Source organism: Pseudomonas sp. GM60, from assembly GCF_000282415.1.
Taxonomy (GTDB): domain Bacteria; phylum Pseudomonadota; class Gammaproteobacteria; order Pseudomonadales; family Pseudomonadaceae; genus Aquipseudomonas; species Aquipseudomonas migulae.
In genome coordinates this window covers 1-16,117 of the sequence record NZ_AKJI01000050.1, presented here as the reverse complement: position 1 = coordinate 16,117, position 16,117 = coordinate 1, and the positions used below count along the sequence as shown (strand labels likewise).

Below are 16,117 nucleotides of genomic sequence, written 5' to 3'. Positions count from 1 at the left end.
TTAACGTGTGATGCCGCGGGTCGAAGACTGGATGGAGTCACGGAACACCGCAACTTCCGGGAACTGCTCCGAAGGTTCGGCCAGCTCCGCGAGTGCCTGCTCAACCGTGAGGCCCTGGCGATAAACCACCTTGTAGGCACGGCGCAGGGCGTGGATCGCGTCTTCGCTGAAACCACGACGGCGCATGCCTTCGAAGTTCATGCTGCGCGCTTCGGCCGGATTGCCGAACACCGTGACGTACGCTGGAACGTCCTTGCCGATGGCGGTGCCCATACCGGAAAAGCTGTGGGCGCCGATGTGGCAATACTGGTGAACCAGGGTAAAACCGGACAGGATCGCCCAGTCTTCAACATGCACGTGGCCCGCCAACGCGGTGTTGTTGACCAGGATGCAATGGTTGCCGATAACGCTGTCGTGGCCGATGTGAGCGTAGGCCATGATCAGGTTGTGATCGCCCAGGGTCGTTTCGGAACGGTCCTGAATGGTCCCGCGGTGAATGGTCACGCCTTCACGGATGACGTTGTGGTCACCGATGACCAGACGGGTTTCTTCACCCTTGTATTTCAGATCGGGCGTGTCTTCGCCTACCGAAGAAAACTGGTAGATGCGGTTGTGCTTACCGATTCGGGTCGGGCCTTTGAGAATCACATGCGGCCCGATTACTGTCCCCTCGCCGATTTCCACACCAGCGCCGACGATCGACCAAGGGCCGACCTCGACGTCGTCGGCCAGGACGGCCGTCGGATCGATGATTGCGCGAGGGTCAATCAAACTCATACTTTTTGTTCCGCACAGATGATCTCGGCCGAGCAGACCGGCTTGCCATCTACCGATGCCTGGCATTCGAACTTCCAGATCTTGCGCTTGCAGCTGATGAACGTGGCTTCAAGGATCAACTGGTCGCCAGGCTTGACCGGCTGACGGAAACGCAGTTTGTCGGAGCCTACGAAGTAGTACAGGGTGCCATCAGCCGGCTTCACGTCCAGCATCTTGAAACCAAGGATCCCGGCAGCCTGAGCCATCGCTTCGATGATCAGTACGCCCGGCATGATTGGATGCGCAGGGAAGTGACCATTGAAGAACGGCTCGTTGATGCTGACATTCTTGTAGGCGCGAATGCGCTTGCCTTCCACATCCAGATCCACGACCCGGTCCACCAGCAGGAACGGGTAACGGTGAGGCAGGTATTCGCGAATCTCGTTGATGTCCATCATTTCGGGGGGAAGCCTATGTAAAGATTGGGAACGCGCGACTGACGCGCGCTCCTCTAGCAAATCAAGGAGGCAGTCTAGCGGCTGTGCACACTTGATATGGAAATGGTATCAGCCATCTGATGAAGCAATACCGTCAGGGGTCACTTCCCCTACTCGCTTTTCCAGCTGTCGCAGCCGCCGCGCGATGTCATCGAGCTGACGGATACGTGCCGCGCTTTTGCGCCATTCGGCAGCCGGTTGCATGGCCGTACCGGAAGAATAGGAACCCGGCTCGGTAATCGAGTGGGTCACCATAGTCATCCCGGTAATGAAAACCTTGTCGCAAATTTCGATATGTCCCACCAGCCCTACGCCACCGGCGAGCATGCAATGCTTGCCGATTTTGGTGCTGCCGGAAATCCCCACGCACGCCGCCATGGCAGTGTGATCACCGACCTGAACGTTGTGGGCGATCTGAATCTGATTGTCGAGCTTGACGCCATTACCAAGAATGGTATCGGCCAGTGCACCGCGGTCGATGGCAGTATTCACGCCGATCTCCACATCGTCACCGACCAGAACGCCACCGATCTGGGCGATTTTCTGCCAGATGCCTTTCTCGTTGGCAAAGCCGAAGCCTTCGCCACCCAATACTGCACCGGACTGAATCACCACCCGCTTGCCGATACGCACGTCGTGATACAGCGTGACGCGCGGGGCGAGCCAGCCACCTTCGCCGATAACGCTACGAGCGCCGATGAAGCAATGCGCGCCGATGGTCGTACCTGCATCAACTCGCGCCCCGCTCTCGATGACCACAAAGGCACCGATGCTCGCCGCTGGATCAACCACCGCGTCCGCCGCAATCACTGCGGTCGGATGAATGCCGGCAGCCGCCTTGGGCTTGGGATCGAACAGGTGGGAAACACGAGCGTAGGCGGCGTACGGATCAGGTACGACCAATGCATTCCCGGCAAAACCTTCAGCGTCAGCGGCTTTCAGCAACAGAGCTGCAGCCCGGCTGTCAACCAGGTATTTGCGGTATTGAGGATTTGCCAGAAAGCTCAACTGAGCTGGGCCAGCCTCTTGCAAAGTGGCTAGCCCAGTAATTTCCTTCTCTGGGTCGCCACGTAGAGTGGCGCCGAGGAACTCGGCCAACTGGCCGAGTTTTATGGTCGCTGTCATGGATTACTTCAGCTGATTCATGCGCTCGATAACCTGGCGAGTGATGTCGTACTGAGGTTTGACATCAATCACTGCGCCACGCTCGAAGACCAGGTCAAAAGCACCTTTCTTGATGACTTCTTCCACAGCGCTGTCCAGTTTCGGCTTGAGCTGCTTCAGCATTTCACGGTCGGCAACGGCTTTGGCTTCGTTCAATTCCTTGGACTGGAACTGGAAGTCACGGGCCTTTTGCTTGAATTCAAGTTCCAGGCGCTCACGCTCGCCTTGCTGCATCTTGTCGCCGCCAGCCATCAGACGGTCCTGAATACCCTTGGCACTGCTTTCCAGCGTCTTGAGCTTGGTCAGTTGCGGGCCGAACTTCTTCTCTGCATCCACGGCGTACTTCTTGGCCGCGTCGGATTCCAGCAGAGCCATTTGATAGTTCAGAACGGCGATTTTCATGTCGGCAAAAGCCGGACCTGCTACCAGTACGGTCGCCAGGAGAACCAATTGAGTCAACTTACGCACGATGCACTCCTACAAAATCCATTGTCGTTATCTTGGGTCAGACGCTTAGAACGTCTGGCCGAGGGAGAATTGGAACACTTGAGTTTCAGCCTCATCCGGTTTCTTGATCGGCATGGCCAACGCGAAACTCAGAGGACCCAGTGCGGTAACCCATGTCACACCTACACCGACAGAGCTGGCCATGTTGCTCAGGCTGATGTCGTTGCACTTGGTGTTGGACGACGAACCGTTCGCGTTGGTGGTGTCTTTGCACGATGAGTCGAAAACGTTACCCACATCCCAGAATACCGAGGTACGCAGGGAACGCTGATCCTTGACGAACGGCAGAGGGAAAAGAACTTCGACCCCGCCCTGGATCAGGACATTACCACCGAACGGCAGCGGATCCTGGTCCGGATCAAGCGCCGTACCCGGGTTGGTACCACGGCTCGGCGTACTGCGAGGACCCAAGGTACTGTCCTTGAAACCACGAACCGAGTTGAAACCACCAGCATAGTAGTTTTCATAGAACGGCAAGCCATCGGTCGAACCGTAGCCATCGCCATAACCCAGCTCGGTATGCAGGCGCATGGTGTAGTTTTCGGTCAACGGCTGGAACAACTGGCCACGGTAGTCGAGTTTGAAGAACGACAGGTCGCTGCCAGGCGTCGTGGTTTCCAGCACAAGGCTTTGCGAATGACCACGGGTCGCCAGCACGCCTTTGTTCAGGGTCGACTCGGACCAACCGGCCGAAGCCTTGAAGTTCAGGTAGTTGTCGCCTTCCTTGTTAACGAAGTCGAAAATCTCGTCAACGGTGTACACACCGGTCTTGATCTTGTCTTGTTGTGCAGTCAGGCCGAAGGTCAGACGCGAAGTCTCACTGATCGGGTAACCGACGCTCACGCCTGCACCCAGGCTGTCTACGGCATAGCTGGCAACATCGACGTCGAGGTCTTTGTAGTCAGTGGTGCGATAGAACGCGTTGTAACCCAGGCTCACACCGTCAGCAGTCCAGTACGGGTCGACATAACCGAAGTTGTAGCGGCTCTGGTACTCACTGCGGGTCAAGCCAACGCTGACCTTGTTACCAGTACCGAGGAAGTTGTTCTGGGTGATCGAACCACCGAGGATCAGACCGGCACTCTGTGCAAAGCCGACGCTGGCGGTAATCGAACCGGACGCTTGTTCTTCAACGCTGTAGTTCACGTCAACCTGGTCATCGACACCCGGTACAGCCGGGGTTTCGACGTTGACTTCCTTGAAGAAGCCCAGGCGCTCAAGACGGGTCTTGGATTGGTCGATCAAGTAAGTCGAAGCCCAGCCGCCTTCCATCTGACGCATTTCACGGCGCAGCACTTCGTCTTCGGACTTGGTGTTGCCACGGAAGTTGATGCGGTTAACGTAAGCACGCTTGCCCGGATCGACCGCGAAAGTGATATCGACGGTGTGGTCTTCATCATGCGGCTGAGGTACGCCGTTGACGTTGGCGAAGGTGTAACCCTCGTTACCCAGGCGACGGGTGATCAGTTCGGACGTGGTGGTCATCAGCTTGCGCGAGAACACCTGGCCTTTCTGCACCAGCAACAGGGACTTGACCTGATCTTCAGGAACTTTCAGGTCGCCGCTCAGCTTGACGTCACGAACGGTGTACTTCTCGCCTTCGTTGACGTTGACGGTGATGTAGACGTGTTTCTTGTCCGGGGTGATGGACACCTGGGTCGAAGCGATATCCATGTTGATATAGCCACGGTCCAGGTAGTAGGAACGCAGACGCTCCAGGTCACCGGACAGTTTTTCACGAGCGTACTTGTCGTCGTTCTTGAAGAACGACAACCAGTTGGTGGTCTTGAGTTCGAACAGGTCGATCAGGTCTTCATCAGGGAAGACCGTGTTACCCACCACGTTGATGTGCTGGATAGCCGCAACGGTGCCTTCGTTGATATTGACCTTGAGGCCGACGCGGTTACGCGGCTGCGGCACCACTTCGGTGTCAACGGTAGCCGAATAGCGACCCTGAGCGACGTACTGACGCTGCAGCTCGTTGCGAACACCTTCGAGGGTGGCGCGCTGGAAGATCTCGCCTTCGGCCAGACCGGATTGTTTGAGGCCCTTCATCAGGTCTTCAGTGGAGATCGCCTTGTTACCCTCGATCTCGATACTGGCAACGGACGGACGCTCGACTACCGTAATGACAAGGACGTTGCCATCACGGCCCAGCTGGATATCTTGAAAGAACCCGGTTTTGAACAGCGCACGAGTGGATTCCACCAGGCGACGATCATCCGCCTGTTCACCGACGTTTAACGGCAAAGCACCAAAGACGCTACCCGCGGAGACCCGCTGGAGGCCATTGACGCGAATATCAGAGATAGTGAAGGACTCGGCGTGAACTTCGGCGATCATCAATACGGTGAGAACCGCAGTTAGCAGCAGACGTTTCATGAAGTCCTTTCTTATTCCAACTGGCAATAAACAAACTGCCGCAAAATGCGGCAGATTCGCAATTCAGCGAAGTGTTACAGACGACCCAAATCATTGACCAGAGCGAGCAACATCACCCCGACCACCAAACTGATGCCGATCTGTATCCCCCAACCCTGCACCCGATCCGACAAGGGGCGACCACGCACCCACTCAATCAGATAAAACAACAAATGCCCCCCATCCAGTACCGGAATGGGCAACAAATTCAGAACCCCCAGGCTAATACTCAGATAAGCAAGGAAATTCAGGAAATCAGCGACGCCCGACTGGGCAGAAGCGCCCGCCACTTTAGCAATGGTTATCGGTCCACTCAAGTTTTTTACCGAGAGCTCACCGAACAACATTTTCTTGAGCGAATCGAGGGTCAGTATGCTCATGGTCCAGGTGCGTCGAGCCCCCTCGCCAATCGCGGCCAAAGGACCGTAACTGACCTCGCGAATCATCTCCGGCGGCCAATCGATCGCCTTCACCCCGGCGCCGAGATAACCACTGGGCGACTTTTTCTCGCCGCGAGCAGCGAGCGTCACAGGGACGTCGATTTGAGCACCATCGCGCTCGACGCGCAGCATGATTTTGGTATCAGGATGAATACGGACGATATCGACCACTTGTTGCCAGTCATCGAGCGCCTTGCCATCCAGGGCCAACAGCCGGTCACCGGTTTTAAGGCCGGCAGCCTGCGCCGGGCCTTTCGGATCGAGTTCCGCCAACACCGGCGGCAGCGCCGGACGCCATGGGCGAATACCCAGCGAGCGAATCGGATCCGGCTCGTCAGCGCCCTTGAGCCATTTATCCAGCACCAGCTCACGCGGCGAATCCGCTGTGGAACCCTGCTCACGGACCAGCAACTGAAGGGAACCGCTCTCGCCAAGACGGCGAACCAGCTGCAGATTTACGGCGCCCCAGCCCGAAGTCGGCTCACCATCAATGGCAACAATTTCCTGACCTGCACTCAAACCCGCCCTGGCGGCGATGCTGCCGGATTCAACGGCGCCGATGACTGGCCGCACCTGCTCGCTGCCAAGCATGGCGAGCACCCAGAAAAAAATCATCGCCAGCAAGAAGTTGGCAATCGGCCCCGCCGACACGATAGCAATGCGCTGACGGACGGATTTGCGATTGAAGGATTGATCGAGCTGATCGGCCGGCACTTCACCTTCGCGCTCGTCGAGCATTTTCACGTAGCCACCCAGCGGGATGGCGGCAATCACGAATTCAGTGCCTTTCTTGTCGTGCCAGCGCAGCAACGGCATACCGAAGCCCACGGAGAAACGCAGCACTTTGACTCCACAGCGACGTGCGACCCAGAAATGGCCGAATTCGTGGAAAGTGACCAGCACGCCCAGGGCTACCAGGGTGCCGACAATCATATAGAGCGCGCTCATCTACTTTCTCCGCAACTTATCCAGTGCTGCATGGGCCAACGTATTGCAGCACTTACCGCCCGTGACGACTCAACCATTGCCCGGCCAGTACTCGCGCTTTCGCGTCAGCCGTGAACACCGCCTCGAGATCATCCACCGCAACCACGGGCTCGAGATTTAACACTTCTTCGATGATACTCGCGATTTCCAGATAGCGAACCCGCCCGTCGAGAAAGGCCGCGACAGCCACTTCATTCGCCGCATTGAGCATGGCTGGCGCGCTATTGCCAGCCTCTGCGGCCTGACGCGCCAGGCGCAGACATGGGAAACGCTCTTCATCGGGGGCCTGGAAATCCAGGCGCGCAATGGCAAACAGATCCAGCGGTGCGACACCCGAATCGATGCGTTCCGGCCAGGCGAGCGCATTGGCAATAGGCGTGCGCATGTCGGGATTACCCAACTGAGCCAGGACCGAACCATCGATGTAATCGACAAGCGAATGAATCACGCTCTGCGGGTGAATCACCACTTCGACCTGCGACGGCTTGGCATCAAACAGCCAGCAGGCTTCGATCAGCTCGAGGCCTTTGTTCATCATGCTGGCCGAATCTACCGAAATCTTGCGCCCCATGGACCAGTTCGGATGGGCACACGCCTGATCAGGGGTTACATGCACCAGCTCAGCCATAGGCGTCTGACGGAAAGGACCACCGGAAGCTGTCAGCAAGATACGACGGACACCGACCGCACCCAGACCACGGGCGAAATCCTGCGGCATGCACTGGAAAATCGCGTTGTGTTCGCTGTCGATCGGCAGCAGCACCGAACCGCTTTTACGCACGGCCTGCATAAACAACGCACCGGACATCACCAGCGCTTCTTTGTTGGCCAGGAGTATTTTCTTGCCGGCCTCGACCGCCGCCAGCGTCGGGCGCAGGCCCGCCGCGCCGACAATAGCGGCCATGACGGCATCGACTTCAGGGTCGGCGGCGACCTGACACAGCCCCTCCTCCCCCACCAGAACGCGGGTCGACAACCCCGCCGCACGCAAGTCGTCCTGCAAGCCTCGGGCAGCGCCCTGCTCTGGCACAACGGCGAACCGTGGCGTATGACGGACGCACAACGCGAACAACTCACTCAGGCGAGTGAAACCGCTCAAGGCGAACACTTGATAACGTTCGGGATGACGGGCAATGACGTCGAGCGTGCTCAGACCGATCGAGCCGGTAGCCCCCAGAACGGTAATCTGTTGAGGGCGGCTCACGGTGCCGCCATCCACAGCAACACCGCGAACACCGGAATCGCTGCCGTCAGGCTGTCAATACGATCGAGTACACCACCGTGGCCGGGCAGCAGATTGCTACTGTCCTTGATCCCGGACTGGCGCTTGAACATACTTTCGGTGAGATCACCCACTACCGAGATAAACACGATAATTGCGGCACCGATCAACCCTTTGAAAAGCTCGGCAACCGTCCAGTCGCGAACCAGGCCGACAATGACGGTGATGACCAGGCTCAGTGCGAGGCCGCCATACACGCCTTCCCAGCTCTTGCCGGGACTGACCTGTGGCGCCAGCTTGCGCTTGCCGAAGGCCCGACCGGAAAAGTAAGCACCGATGTCGGCGCCCCAGACTAGCACCATGACCGCCATGATCAACCAGTTGCCCAATGGGTATTGTTTGATCTGCACCAGACCTTGCCAAGCCGGCAGGAGAATCAACAGGCCGATCACCAGTTTGGTCGCCGCACTGGACCAACGCTCGCTCGAACGCGGATACGTCAACACCAGGTACGTCGCCACGCCCCACCACAGCACCGAAGCGCCCAGCACCCAAGGTGCGAGCCCCGGCAGGATGTGCATGACAAACAGCATCAACGCGACCACTGCAGCATAGGCAACGCGGATCGGCTGCTCAGTGAAACCCGCCAGACGCGCCCATTCCCAGGCACCGAGGGTCACGACCAGCCCGATGAACAGCGCGAAACCGGAGCCTTCGAGCAGGAAAAACCCGCACAAGGCGATCGGCAGCAGGATCAGCGCGGTGATGATTCGTTGTTTGAGCATTAAACCCGGGCCCCAGCCTCGACCTGCTCGCTCGTTTTACCGAAGCGGCGCTGGCGAGAAGCGAAATCGGCCAGCGCGGTGCGCATGGCGTCGTGTTTGAAGTCCGGCCAGAACAGGTCGGAGAAGTACAACTCGGCGTAAGCCAGTTGCCACAGCAGGAAGTTGCTGATGCGGTGCTCGCCACCGGTACGGATGCACAAGTCCGGCAGCGGCAGATCGCCGGTGGCCAGACAGGTTTGCAACAGCTCCGGGGTGATGTCTTCCGGACGCAGATGCCCGGCCTGAACTTCCCGCGCCAGACGCTGTGCGGCTTGCGCGATGTCCCACTGACCGCCGTAGTTGGCGGCGATCTGCAGAACGAAGCGATTGGCGCCTGCGGTCATCGCTTCCGCCTCACGCATCGCAGCCTGAAGCTCTGGATGGAAACGCGAACGGTCACCAATGATACGCAGACTGATGTTGTTGTCGTTGAGGCGCTTGGCCTCACGACGCAACGCCTTGAAGAACAGGTCCATCAAGGCACTGACTTCATCAGCCGGACGCTGCCAGTTCTCGCTGGAGAAGGCGAACAGAGTCAATACCTCGACCTTGGCCTCGGCACAAACCTCGATCACTGCACGAACCGCATCCACGCCCGCTTTATGCCCGGCGACACCCGGCATAAAGCGTTTTTTCGCCCAGCGATTATTGCCATCCATGATGATCGCGACATGACGCGGCACCGCGGACGGCACTGACTGCTTGGTCTTTTCCATGAAAACGCGACCCTTATACGGCCATCAGGTCTTTTTCTTTCTGCGCCAAATTCGCGTCGATTTCAGCCACGTACTTCTTGGTCAGATCATCAATTTCGCCAGTGGCGCGACGTTCTTCGTCTTCACTGATTTCCTTTTCCTTGACCAGATCCTTGAGTTGGCTGTTCGCATCACGGCGGATGTTGCGCACGGCAACACGGGCATCTTCAGCGACATCGCGAGCCTGCTTGGTGAAGCCCTTGCGGGTCTCTTCGGTCAGGGCCGGCATGGAGATCAGCAGCAACTCACCGAGGTTCGTCGGGTTGAGGTTCAGACCGGCGCTGCCGATAGCCTTGTCGACGGCACCGAGCATGTTGCGCTCAAAAGCAACGACCTGCAGGGTACGGGCGTCTTTGACGGTGATGTTCGCCACTTGCTTGATCGGGGTGTCGGAACCGTAGTACGGCACCATCACACCTTCAAGAATGCTTGGGTGCGCCTGGCCAGTACGAATACGGCCGAAGTTGTGCATCAGCGACTCGACGGATTTCTGCATACGCTCTTTAGCGTCTTTCTTGATTTCGTTGATCATTGTTGGCCTTCCTCGATCAGGGTCCCTTCAGCGCCGCCATGCACGATGTTCAGCAGGGCGCCGGGCTTGTTCATGTTAAATACGCGCAACGGCATCTTGTGGTCGCGGCACAGGCAAATGGCGGTCAGGTCCATCACACCCAGCTTGCGATCCAGCACTTCATCGTAGGTCAGATGATCGAACTTCTCGGCATGCGGGTCTTTGAATGGATCAGCGGTGTAGACGCCATCGACCTTGGTCGCCTTGAGCACGACATCGGCATCGATTTCGATTGCTCGCAGGCAGGCCGCCGAATCCGTGGTGAAGAACGGATTGCCGGTACCGGCCGCGAAGATCACGACTTCCTTGGCATTCAGGTGGCGCATGGCCTTGCGGCGATCATAGTGATCAGTCACGCCAACCATGGAAATCGCCGACATCACGATGGCCGAGATATTGGCACGTTCCAGCGCGTCGCGCATGGCCAAGGCATTCATCACGGTGGCCAGCATGCCCATGTGGTCGCCGGTGACCCGATCCATGCCGGCCGCGCTCAGCGCTGCACCGCGGAACAGGTTGCCGCCGCCGATCACCAGGCCGACCTGGACGCCGATGCCGACCAGTTGGCCGACTTCCAGCGCCATGCGGTCCAGAACTTTCGGATCGATCCCGAACTCTTCCGAGCCCATCAGGGCCTCGCCGCTAAGCTTGAGTAGAATGCGTTTATAGCGAGCCTGATAACCACTGCCCTGCTGAGCCATTGCGAATCTCTCCTGCGGCGTATTTTAAAAATTCTTTGCGAGCTGTTTACAGCTGGCGTTCACTCTAGCTTGGCGCTGCTTCAGCGCCATCGGAACATGGCTTTGTAAGCCAGTTCCAAAAGGAAACCAATTAAAAATTGGTGCCCCATCTGAAAAGAGGCTGCGCGCGTAAGCGGGCAGCCTCTTCAGGGCGACAGTTAAAAAACCGTCTTATTGCTTGGCGGCAGCCAGCTGGGCAGCAACTTCTTCAGCGAAGTTGTCGACCGGCTTCTCGATGCCTTCGCCTACTTTGAAGTAGGTGAAAGAAACGATTTCTGCACCGGCTTTCTTGGCCAGTTCGCCAACCTTGATTTCAGGGTTCTTGACGAACGCCTGCTCAACCAGGCTTGCTTCAGCCAGGAACTTGCTGATACGGCCTTTGACCATGTTCTCAACAATGTTTTCTGGCTTGCCTTTGATTTTTTCTTCGTTCAGCTGCAGGAACACGGCTTTTTCGCGCTCGATAGCTTCAGCAGAAACTTCCGATGGCAGCAGGAACTCAGGGTTGCTGGCCGCTACGTGCATAGCGATGTCTTTGGCCAGCTCAACGTCGCCGCCTTTCAGAACAACCGCAACACCGATTTTGTTGCCGTGCAGGTAACCGCCGACAACATCACCTTCAACGCGAACCAGGCGACGGATGTTGACGTTTTCGCCAACCTTGCCGACCAGTACCAGGCGAGCAGCTTCTTGAGCTTCGATCAGCGGAGCGACGTCAGTCAGCTTGTCGGCGAACGCTTTTTCAACGCTGGCAGCAACAAATGCCTTGAAGTCGTCCTGCAGAGCCAGGAAGTCGGTCTGCGAGTTCACTTCCAGCAGAACGGCGGATTTACCGTCTTCTTTCAGAGCGATAGCGCCTTCAGCAGCCACGTTGCCCGCTTTCTTGGCAGCCTTGATGGCGCCCGAAGCACGCATGTCATCAATGGCTTTCTCGATGTCGCCGCCAGCCTTGGTCAAGGCCTTTTTGCAGTCCATCATGCCTTCGCCAGTACGCTCGCGCAGTTCTTTGACCAACGCTGCAGTAATCTCTGCCATTTCAAAATTCCTCTTGGATAGGTTTTCAACCATTCCACCCGATCGAACGGGCGTTCAATTCTTCCCGAACCACCCTTGTTAGCAGCTGCAAGTTACAAATGATGTAAATGCGCCACCGGACAAATGGTTTTCGAGGTGGCAAAAAGGGGGCCAAGCCCCCTTTTTGCTTACTGAGTCAACGCCAAGGCGTCAGTTACTCAGCTGCAGCTGCCGGAGCTTCTTCAACGAACTGCTCGGTGCCGCCAGCAACGTGGTTGCGACCGCGGATTACAGCGTCAGCCATCGAACCCATGTACAGCTGGATAGCGCGGATTGCGTCATCGTTGCCTGGGATGATGTAGTCAACGCCTTCCGGGCTGCTGTTGGTATCGACTACGCCGATAACCGGGATACCCAGCTTGTTGGCTTCGGTGATCGCGATGCGCTCGTGATCAACGTCGATAACGAACAGAGCGTCTGGCAGACCGCCCATGTCCTTGATACCACCCAGGGAACGATCCAGCTTTTCCAGGTCACGGGAGCGCATCAGCGCTTCTTTCTTGGTCAGCTTGGCGAAAGTACCGTCTTCGGCTTGTACTTCAAGGTCACGCAGACGCTTGATGGAAGCACGGATGGTTTTGAAGTTGGTCAGCATGCCGCCCAACCAGCGGTGATCGACGTACGGCGAACCGCAACGTGCTGCTTCTTCAGCAACGATCTTGCCAGCGGAACGCTTGGTGCCGACGAACAGAATCTTGTTTTTGCCCTGGGCCAGACGCTCTACGAAAGTCAGAGCTTCGTTGAACATTGGCAGGGTTTTTTCAAGGTTGATGATGTGGATCTTGTTACGCGCGCCGAAAATGTATTTACCCATTTTCGGGTTCCAGTAACGGGTCTGGTGACCGAAGTGCACACCGGCCTTCAGCATATCGCGCATGTTGACTTGGGACATGATAGTTCCTTAATAAGTCGGGTTTGGCCTCCACGTATCCCAATGACCAACCAGCAGCATCAGCTGAAGGCACCCAGGTCATCGTGTCGACACGTGTGTGGATTTAAGCCTTTCGGGGTATCCCCGGAAAGCGGCGCATTTTATATCACAAGGCTCGCAAAAACGGAACCCGGATTCTCAATTCCTGACGCGCGCCTTTATCCGCGCCCTTGGAATCGCTCAAGAATGCGCCTATCTATAGAGAGAAGCGATGTACAGAGGCTCAGATTTGCGCTGTTCGTCTGTTAGAATCGCGTTTTTCAGGGCAGCGAAGTTTGATCGCACAATGCCCATTCCGTTTTGACAAGCGCCATCGAGCGTAGAGAGAGCCTGTATGACCGTCACCCTCAAAACCCCGGAGGACATCGCAAAAATGCGTGTCGCCGGCAAACTGGCCGCCGATGTGCTGGAAATGATTGCTGAACATGTCAAGCCAGGCGTCACCACTGAAGAGCTGGACCGCATCTGCCACGACTACATCGTCAACGTGCAGCAGGCCATCCCTGCCCCGCTCAACTACAAAGGCTATCCGAAGTCGATCTGCACCTCGATCAACCACGTGGTCTGCCACGGCATCCCGAACGAGAAGCCATTGAAGGACGGCGACACGCTGAACATCGACGTCACCGTCATCAAAGACGGCTACCACGGCGACACCAGCCGCATGTTCCACGTCGGCACCGTGCCGGTCTGGGCCGAGCGCCTGTCGCAAGTGACCCAGGAATGCATGTACAAGGCCATCGAAATCGTCAAACCCGGCTGCCGCCTGGGCGACATCGGTGAAGTGATCCAGAAGCACGCCGAAAAGAACGGCTTCTCGGTGGTTCGCGAGTTCTGCGGCCACGGCATTGGCAAGGTGTTCCACGAAGAACCGCAGATCCTGCACTACGGCCGTGCCGGCACCGGCATGGAACTGAAAGCGGGCATGACCTTCACCATCGAGCCGATGATCAACCAGGGCAAGGCCGACACCAAGGTGTTGGGCGATGGCTGGACCGCGATCACCAAGGACCGCAAGCTCTCGGCCCAGTGGGAACACACCCTGGCAGTGACCGAAACCGGTTACGAGATCTTCACCCTGCGCAGCGACGACACCATCCCGCGCGTTTCGGCCTGATCCGGTCCGCACAGCTCTCAGCCTTATAGATAGGAAAGCCAATCGATGCCGCAGGTGGATCCCGAACTCTTCGACCGTGGCCAGTTCCAGGCTGAACTGGCCCTGAAGGCCAGCCCGATCGCGGCCTTCAAGAAGGCGATCCGCCAGGCGCGCGAGGTGCTCGACGAGCGCTTTCGCAGCGGCCGGGAGATTCGCCGGCTGATCGAGGATCGTGCGTGGTTCGTCGACAACATCCTGCAAAAGGCCTGGGAGCAGTTCAACTGGAGTGAAGATGCCGACATCGCGCTGGTCGCGGTCGGCGGCTACGGTCGCGGGGAATTGCACCCTTATTCCGATATCGATTTGCTGATCCTGCTGGACAGCGCCGACCACGAAGTTTTCCGCGATTCCATCGAGCGTTTTCTGACGTTGTTGTGGGACATCGGCCTGGAAGTCGGTCAGAGCGTTCGCTCGGTTGAAGAATGCGCCGTTGAAGCCCGCGCCGACCTGACGGTCGTCACCAACCTGATGGAAAGCCGCACCATCTGCGGCCCCGAGCGTTTGCGCCAGCGCATGCTCGACGTCACCAGCACTGCGCACATGTGGCCGAGCAAGGACTTCTTCCTCGCCAAGCGCGCCGAGCAGAAAGCCCGTCATCACAAGTACAACGACACCGAATACAACCTGGAACCCAACGTCAAAGGCTCGCCCGGCGGACTACGGGATATTCAGACGATTCTGTGGGTCGCCCGTCGCGAATACGGCACCCTGAACCTGCGGGCATTGGCCGGCGAAGGGTTTCTGGTCGAGAGCGAAAACGCCCTGCTGGCTTCATCCCAGGAATTCCTGTGGAAAGTCCGCTACGCGCTGCACATGCTCGCTGGCCGTTCCGAAGACCGCTTGCTGTTCGACCACCAGCGCTCGATTGCCGGCCTGCTGGGGTTCAAGGGTGATGACGCCAAGCAAGCCATCGAAAACTTCATGCAGCAGTATTATCGGGTGGTCATGAGCATCGCCCAGCTCAGCGACCTGATCATCCAGCACTTCGAGGAAGTCATCCTCGCCCCCGAAGACGAAGCGCCGCCGCAGCCGATCAACTCGCGGTTCCAGTTGCACGACGGCTACATCGAAGCACGCAACGACAACGTGTTCCGCCGCACGCCGTTCGCCATGCTCGAAATCTTCGTGCTGATGGCCCAGCAACCGGAAATCAAAGGCGTGCGAGCCGACACCATTCGTCTGCTGCGGGAAAACCGGCACCTGATCGACGACGATTTCCGCAACGACATTCGTAATACCAGCCTGTTCATCGAACTGTTCAAGTGCAAGATCGGCATTCACCGCAACCTGCGGCGGATGAACCGTTACGGCATCCTCGGGCGCTATTTGCCGGAGTTCGGCTTCATTGTCGGGCAGATGCAGCACGACCTGTTTCACATCTATACGGTCGATGCGCACACCCTGAACCTGATCAAGCACCTGCGTAAGTTGCAGTACACGCAAGTGTCGGAAAAATTCCCGCTGGCCAGCAAGCTCATGGGCAAGCTGCCCAAGCCCGAGCTGATCTACCTCGCCGGCCTGTACCACGACATCGGCAAGGGCCGGCATGGCGATCACTCGGAAATCGGCGCAGTGGATGCCGAAGCTTTTTGCCAGCGCCATCAATTGCCGATCTGGGACAGCCGCCTGATCGTCTGGCTGGTGCAGAACCACTTGGTGATGTCGACCACCGCCCAGCGCAAGGACTTGTCCGACCCGCAGGTGATCCATGATTTCGCGCAGATCGTCGGTGACGAAACCCGCCTGGATTACCTGTACGTGCTGACCGTCGCCGACATCAACGCGACCAACCCGACGCTGTGGAATTCCTGGCGCGCCAGCCTGCTGCGCCAGCTCTACACCGAGACCAAGCGTGCGTTGCGTCGCGGCCTTGAAAACCCGGTGGATCGCGAAATGCAGATCCGCCAGACCCAGAGCGCCGCCCTGGACATTCTGGTACGCGGCGGCAACGACCCCGACGACGTCGAGCAGTTGTGGTCGCAACTGGGCGATGACTATTTCCTGCGTCACACCGCCGGCGATGTGGCCTGGCACACCGATGCGATCCTGCAGCAGCCGGCCGACGGCGGCCC

At 57.9% G+C, this 16,117-nt stretch carries 15 protein-coding genes; 2 read left to right on the top strand and 13 right to left on the bottom strand.

Annotated elements, in window-relative coordinates:
- From lpxA to rpsB, 13 genes are all read right to left on the bottom strand, one after another.
- Positions 1–777, bottom strand: coding sequence for an acyl-ACP--UDP-N-acetylglucosamine O-acyltransferase (lpxA, locus tag PMI32_RS15685; protein WP_008028983.1), 777 nt, complete (start codon positions 775–777; stop codon positions 1–3).
- Positions 774–1,214, bottom strand: coding sequence for a 3-hydroxyacyl-ACP dehydratase FabZ (gene fabZ / locus PMI32_RS15690; protein ID WP_008028982.1), 441 nt, complete (start codon positions 1,212–1,214; stop codon positions 774–776). Before fabZ ends, lpxA begins: the two co-directional genes overlap by 4 nt.
- 108 nt (positions 1,215–1,322) lie before the next feature.
- A complete protein-coding gene (lpxD, locus tag PMI32_RS15695; protein ID WP_008028981.1) occupies positions 1,323–2,378 on the bottom strand; it encodes a UDP-3-O-(3-hydroxymyristoyl)glucosamine N-acyltransferase in 1,056 nt (351 codons plus the stop codon).
- A gap of 3 nt (positions 2,379–2,381) precedes the next feature.
- Positions 2,382–2,885 (bottom strand): OmpH/Skp family outer membrane protein, encoded by a 504-nt coding sequence (locus tag PMI32_RS15700; RefSeq protein ID WP_008028980.1) that lies wholly within the window; start codon positions 2,883–2,885, stop codon positions 2,382–2,384.
- Positions 2,886–2,930: 45 nt separating this feature from the next.
- Positions 2,931–5,306: an outer membrane protein assembly factor BamA gene (gene bamA, locus PMI32_RS15705; protein WP_008028979.1), complete on the bottom strand. Its 2,376-nt coding sequence runs from the start codon at positions 5,304–5,306 to the stop codon at positions 2,931–2,933.
- Positions 5,307–5,380: 74 nt separating this feature from the next.
- Positions 5,381–6,733 (bottom strand): sigma E protease regulator RseP, encoded by a 1,353-nt coding sequence (gene rseP, locus PMI32_RS15710; protein WP_008028976.1) that lies wholly within the window; start codon positions 6,731–6,733, stop codon positions 5,381–5,383.
- Positions 6,734–6,785: 52 nt separating this feature from the next.
- Positions 6,786–7,976, bottom strand: coding sequence for a 1-deoxy-D-xylulose-5-phosphate reductoisomerase (gene ispC / locus PMI32_RS15715; RefSeq protein ID WP_008028975.1), 1,191 nt, complete (start codon positions 7,974–7,976; stop codon positions 6,786–6,788).
- Positions 7,973–8,779, bottom strand: coding sequence for a phosphatidate cytidylyltransferase (locus PMI32_RS15720; RefSeq protein ID WP_008028973.1), 807 nt, complete (start codon positions 8,777–8,779; stop codon positions 7,973–7,975). Before PMI32_RS15720 ends, ispC begins: the two co-directional genes overlap by 4 nt.
- Positions 8,779–9,534 carry a polyprenyl diphosphate synthase gene (gene uppS, locus PMI32_RS15725; RefSeq protein ID WP_008028970.1) on the bottom strand — a complete coding sequence of 252 codons (756 nt, stop codon included), beginning with the start codon at positions 9,532–9,534 and terminating at the stop codon, positions 8,779–8,781. The genes PMI32_RS15720 and uppS overlap by 1 nt, the downstream gene beginning before the upstream one ends.
- 13 nt (positions 9,535–9,547) lie before the next feature.
- A complete protein-coding gene (gene frr, locus PMI32_RS15730) occupies positions 9,548–10,105 on the bottom strand; it encodes a ribosome recycling factor (RefSeq protein ID WP_008028968.1) in 558 nt (185 codons plus the stop codon).
- Positions 10,102–10,845, bottom strand: coding sequence for a UMP kinase (gene pyrH / locus PMI32_RS15735; protein ID WP_003172271.1), 744 nt, complete (start codon positions 10,843–10,845; stop codon positions 10,102–10,104). Before pyrH ends, frr begins: the two co-directional genes overlap by 4 nt.
- 210 nt (positions 10,846–11,055) lie before the next feature.
- Complete coding sequence (gene tsf / locus PMI32_RS15740) at positions 11,056–11,919, bottom strand: translation elongation factor Ts (RefSeq protein WP_008028965.1); 864 nt, start codon at positions 11,917–11,919, stop codon at positions 11,056–11,058.
- A gap of 193 nt (positions 11,920–12,112) precedes the next feature.
- Positions 12,113–12,850, bottom strand: coding sequence for a 30S ribosomal protein S2 (gene rpsB / locus PMI32_RS15745; RefSeq protein ID WP_008028964.1), 738 nt, complete (start codon positions 12,848–12,850; stop codon positions 12,113–12,115).
- Positions 12,851–13,223: 373 nt separating this feature from the next.
- Here rpsB and map point away from each other — a divergent pair, with 373 nt between their 5' ends.
- Positions 13,224–14,006, top strand: a complete 783-nt coding sequence (gene map, locus PMI32_RS15750; protein WP_008028962.1) for a type I methionyl aminopeptidase — start codon at positions 13,224–13,226, stop codon at positions 14,004–14,006.
- Positions 14,007–14,051: 45 nt separating this feature from the next.
- Positions 14,052–16,117, top strand: a 2,066-nt coding sequence (locus PMI32_RS15755; protein WP_008028959.1) for a [protein-PII] uridylyltransferase, incomplete at its 3' end; no start/stop codon positions are given.

What these genes read in the sequence shown, in the direction of transcription:
- tsf (WP_008028965.1), bottom strand. Translation starts at nt 11,919, where the DNA reads ATGGCAGAGATTACTGCAGCGTTGGTCAAAGAACTGCGCGAGCGTACT.
- lpxA (WP_008028983.1), bottom strand. Translation starts at nt 777, where the DNA reads ATGAGTTTGATTGACCCTCGCGCAATCATCGATCCGACGGCCGTCCTG.
- uppS (WP_008028970.1), bottom strand. Translation starts at nt 9,534, where the DNA reads ATGGAAAAGACCAAGCAGTCAGTGCCGTCCGCGGTGCCGCGTCATGTC.
- rseP (WP_008028976.1), bottom strand. Translation starts at nt 6,733, where the DNA reads ATGAGCGCGCTCTATATGATTGTCGGCACCCTGGTAGCCCTGGGCGTG.
- PMI32_RS15720 (WP_008028973.1), bottom strand. Translation starts at nt 8,779, where the DNA reads ATGCTCAAACAACGAATCATCACCGCGCTGATCCTGCTGCCGATCGCC.
- rpsB (WP_008028964.1), bottom strand. Translation starts at nt 12,850, where the DNA reads ATGTCCCAAGTCAACATGCGCGATATGCTGAAGGCCGGTGTGCACTTC.
- map (WP_008028962.1), top strand. Translation starts at nt 13,224, where the DNA reads ATGACCGTCACCCTCAAAACCCCGGAGGACATCGCAAAAATGCGTGTC.
- fabZ (WP_008028982.1), bottom strand. Translation starts at nt 1,214, where the DNA reads ATGATGGACATCAACGAGATTCGCGAATACCTGCCTCACCGTTACCCG.
- bamA (WP_008028979.1), bottom strand. Translation starts at nt 5,306, where the DNA reads ATGAAACGTCTGCTGCTAACTGCGGTTCTCACCGTATTGATGATCGCC.
- lpxD (WP_008028981.1), bottom strand. Translation starts at nt 2,378, where the DNA reads ATGACAGCGACCATAAAACTCGGCCAGTTGGCCGAGTTCCTCGGCGCC.
- pyrH (WP_003172271.1), bottom strand. Translation starts at nt 10,845, where the DNA reads ATGGCTCAGCAGGGCAGTGGTTATCAGGCTCGCTATAAACGCATTCTA.
- frr (WP_008028968.1), bottom strand. Translation starts at nt 10,105, where the DNA reads ATGATCAACGAAATCAAGAAAGACGCTAAAGAGCGTATGCAGAAATCC.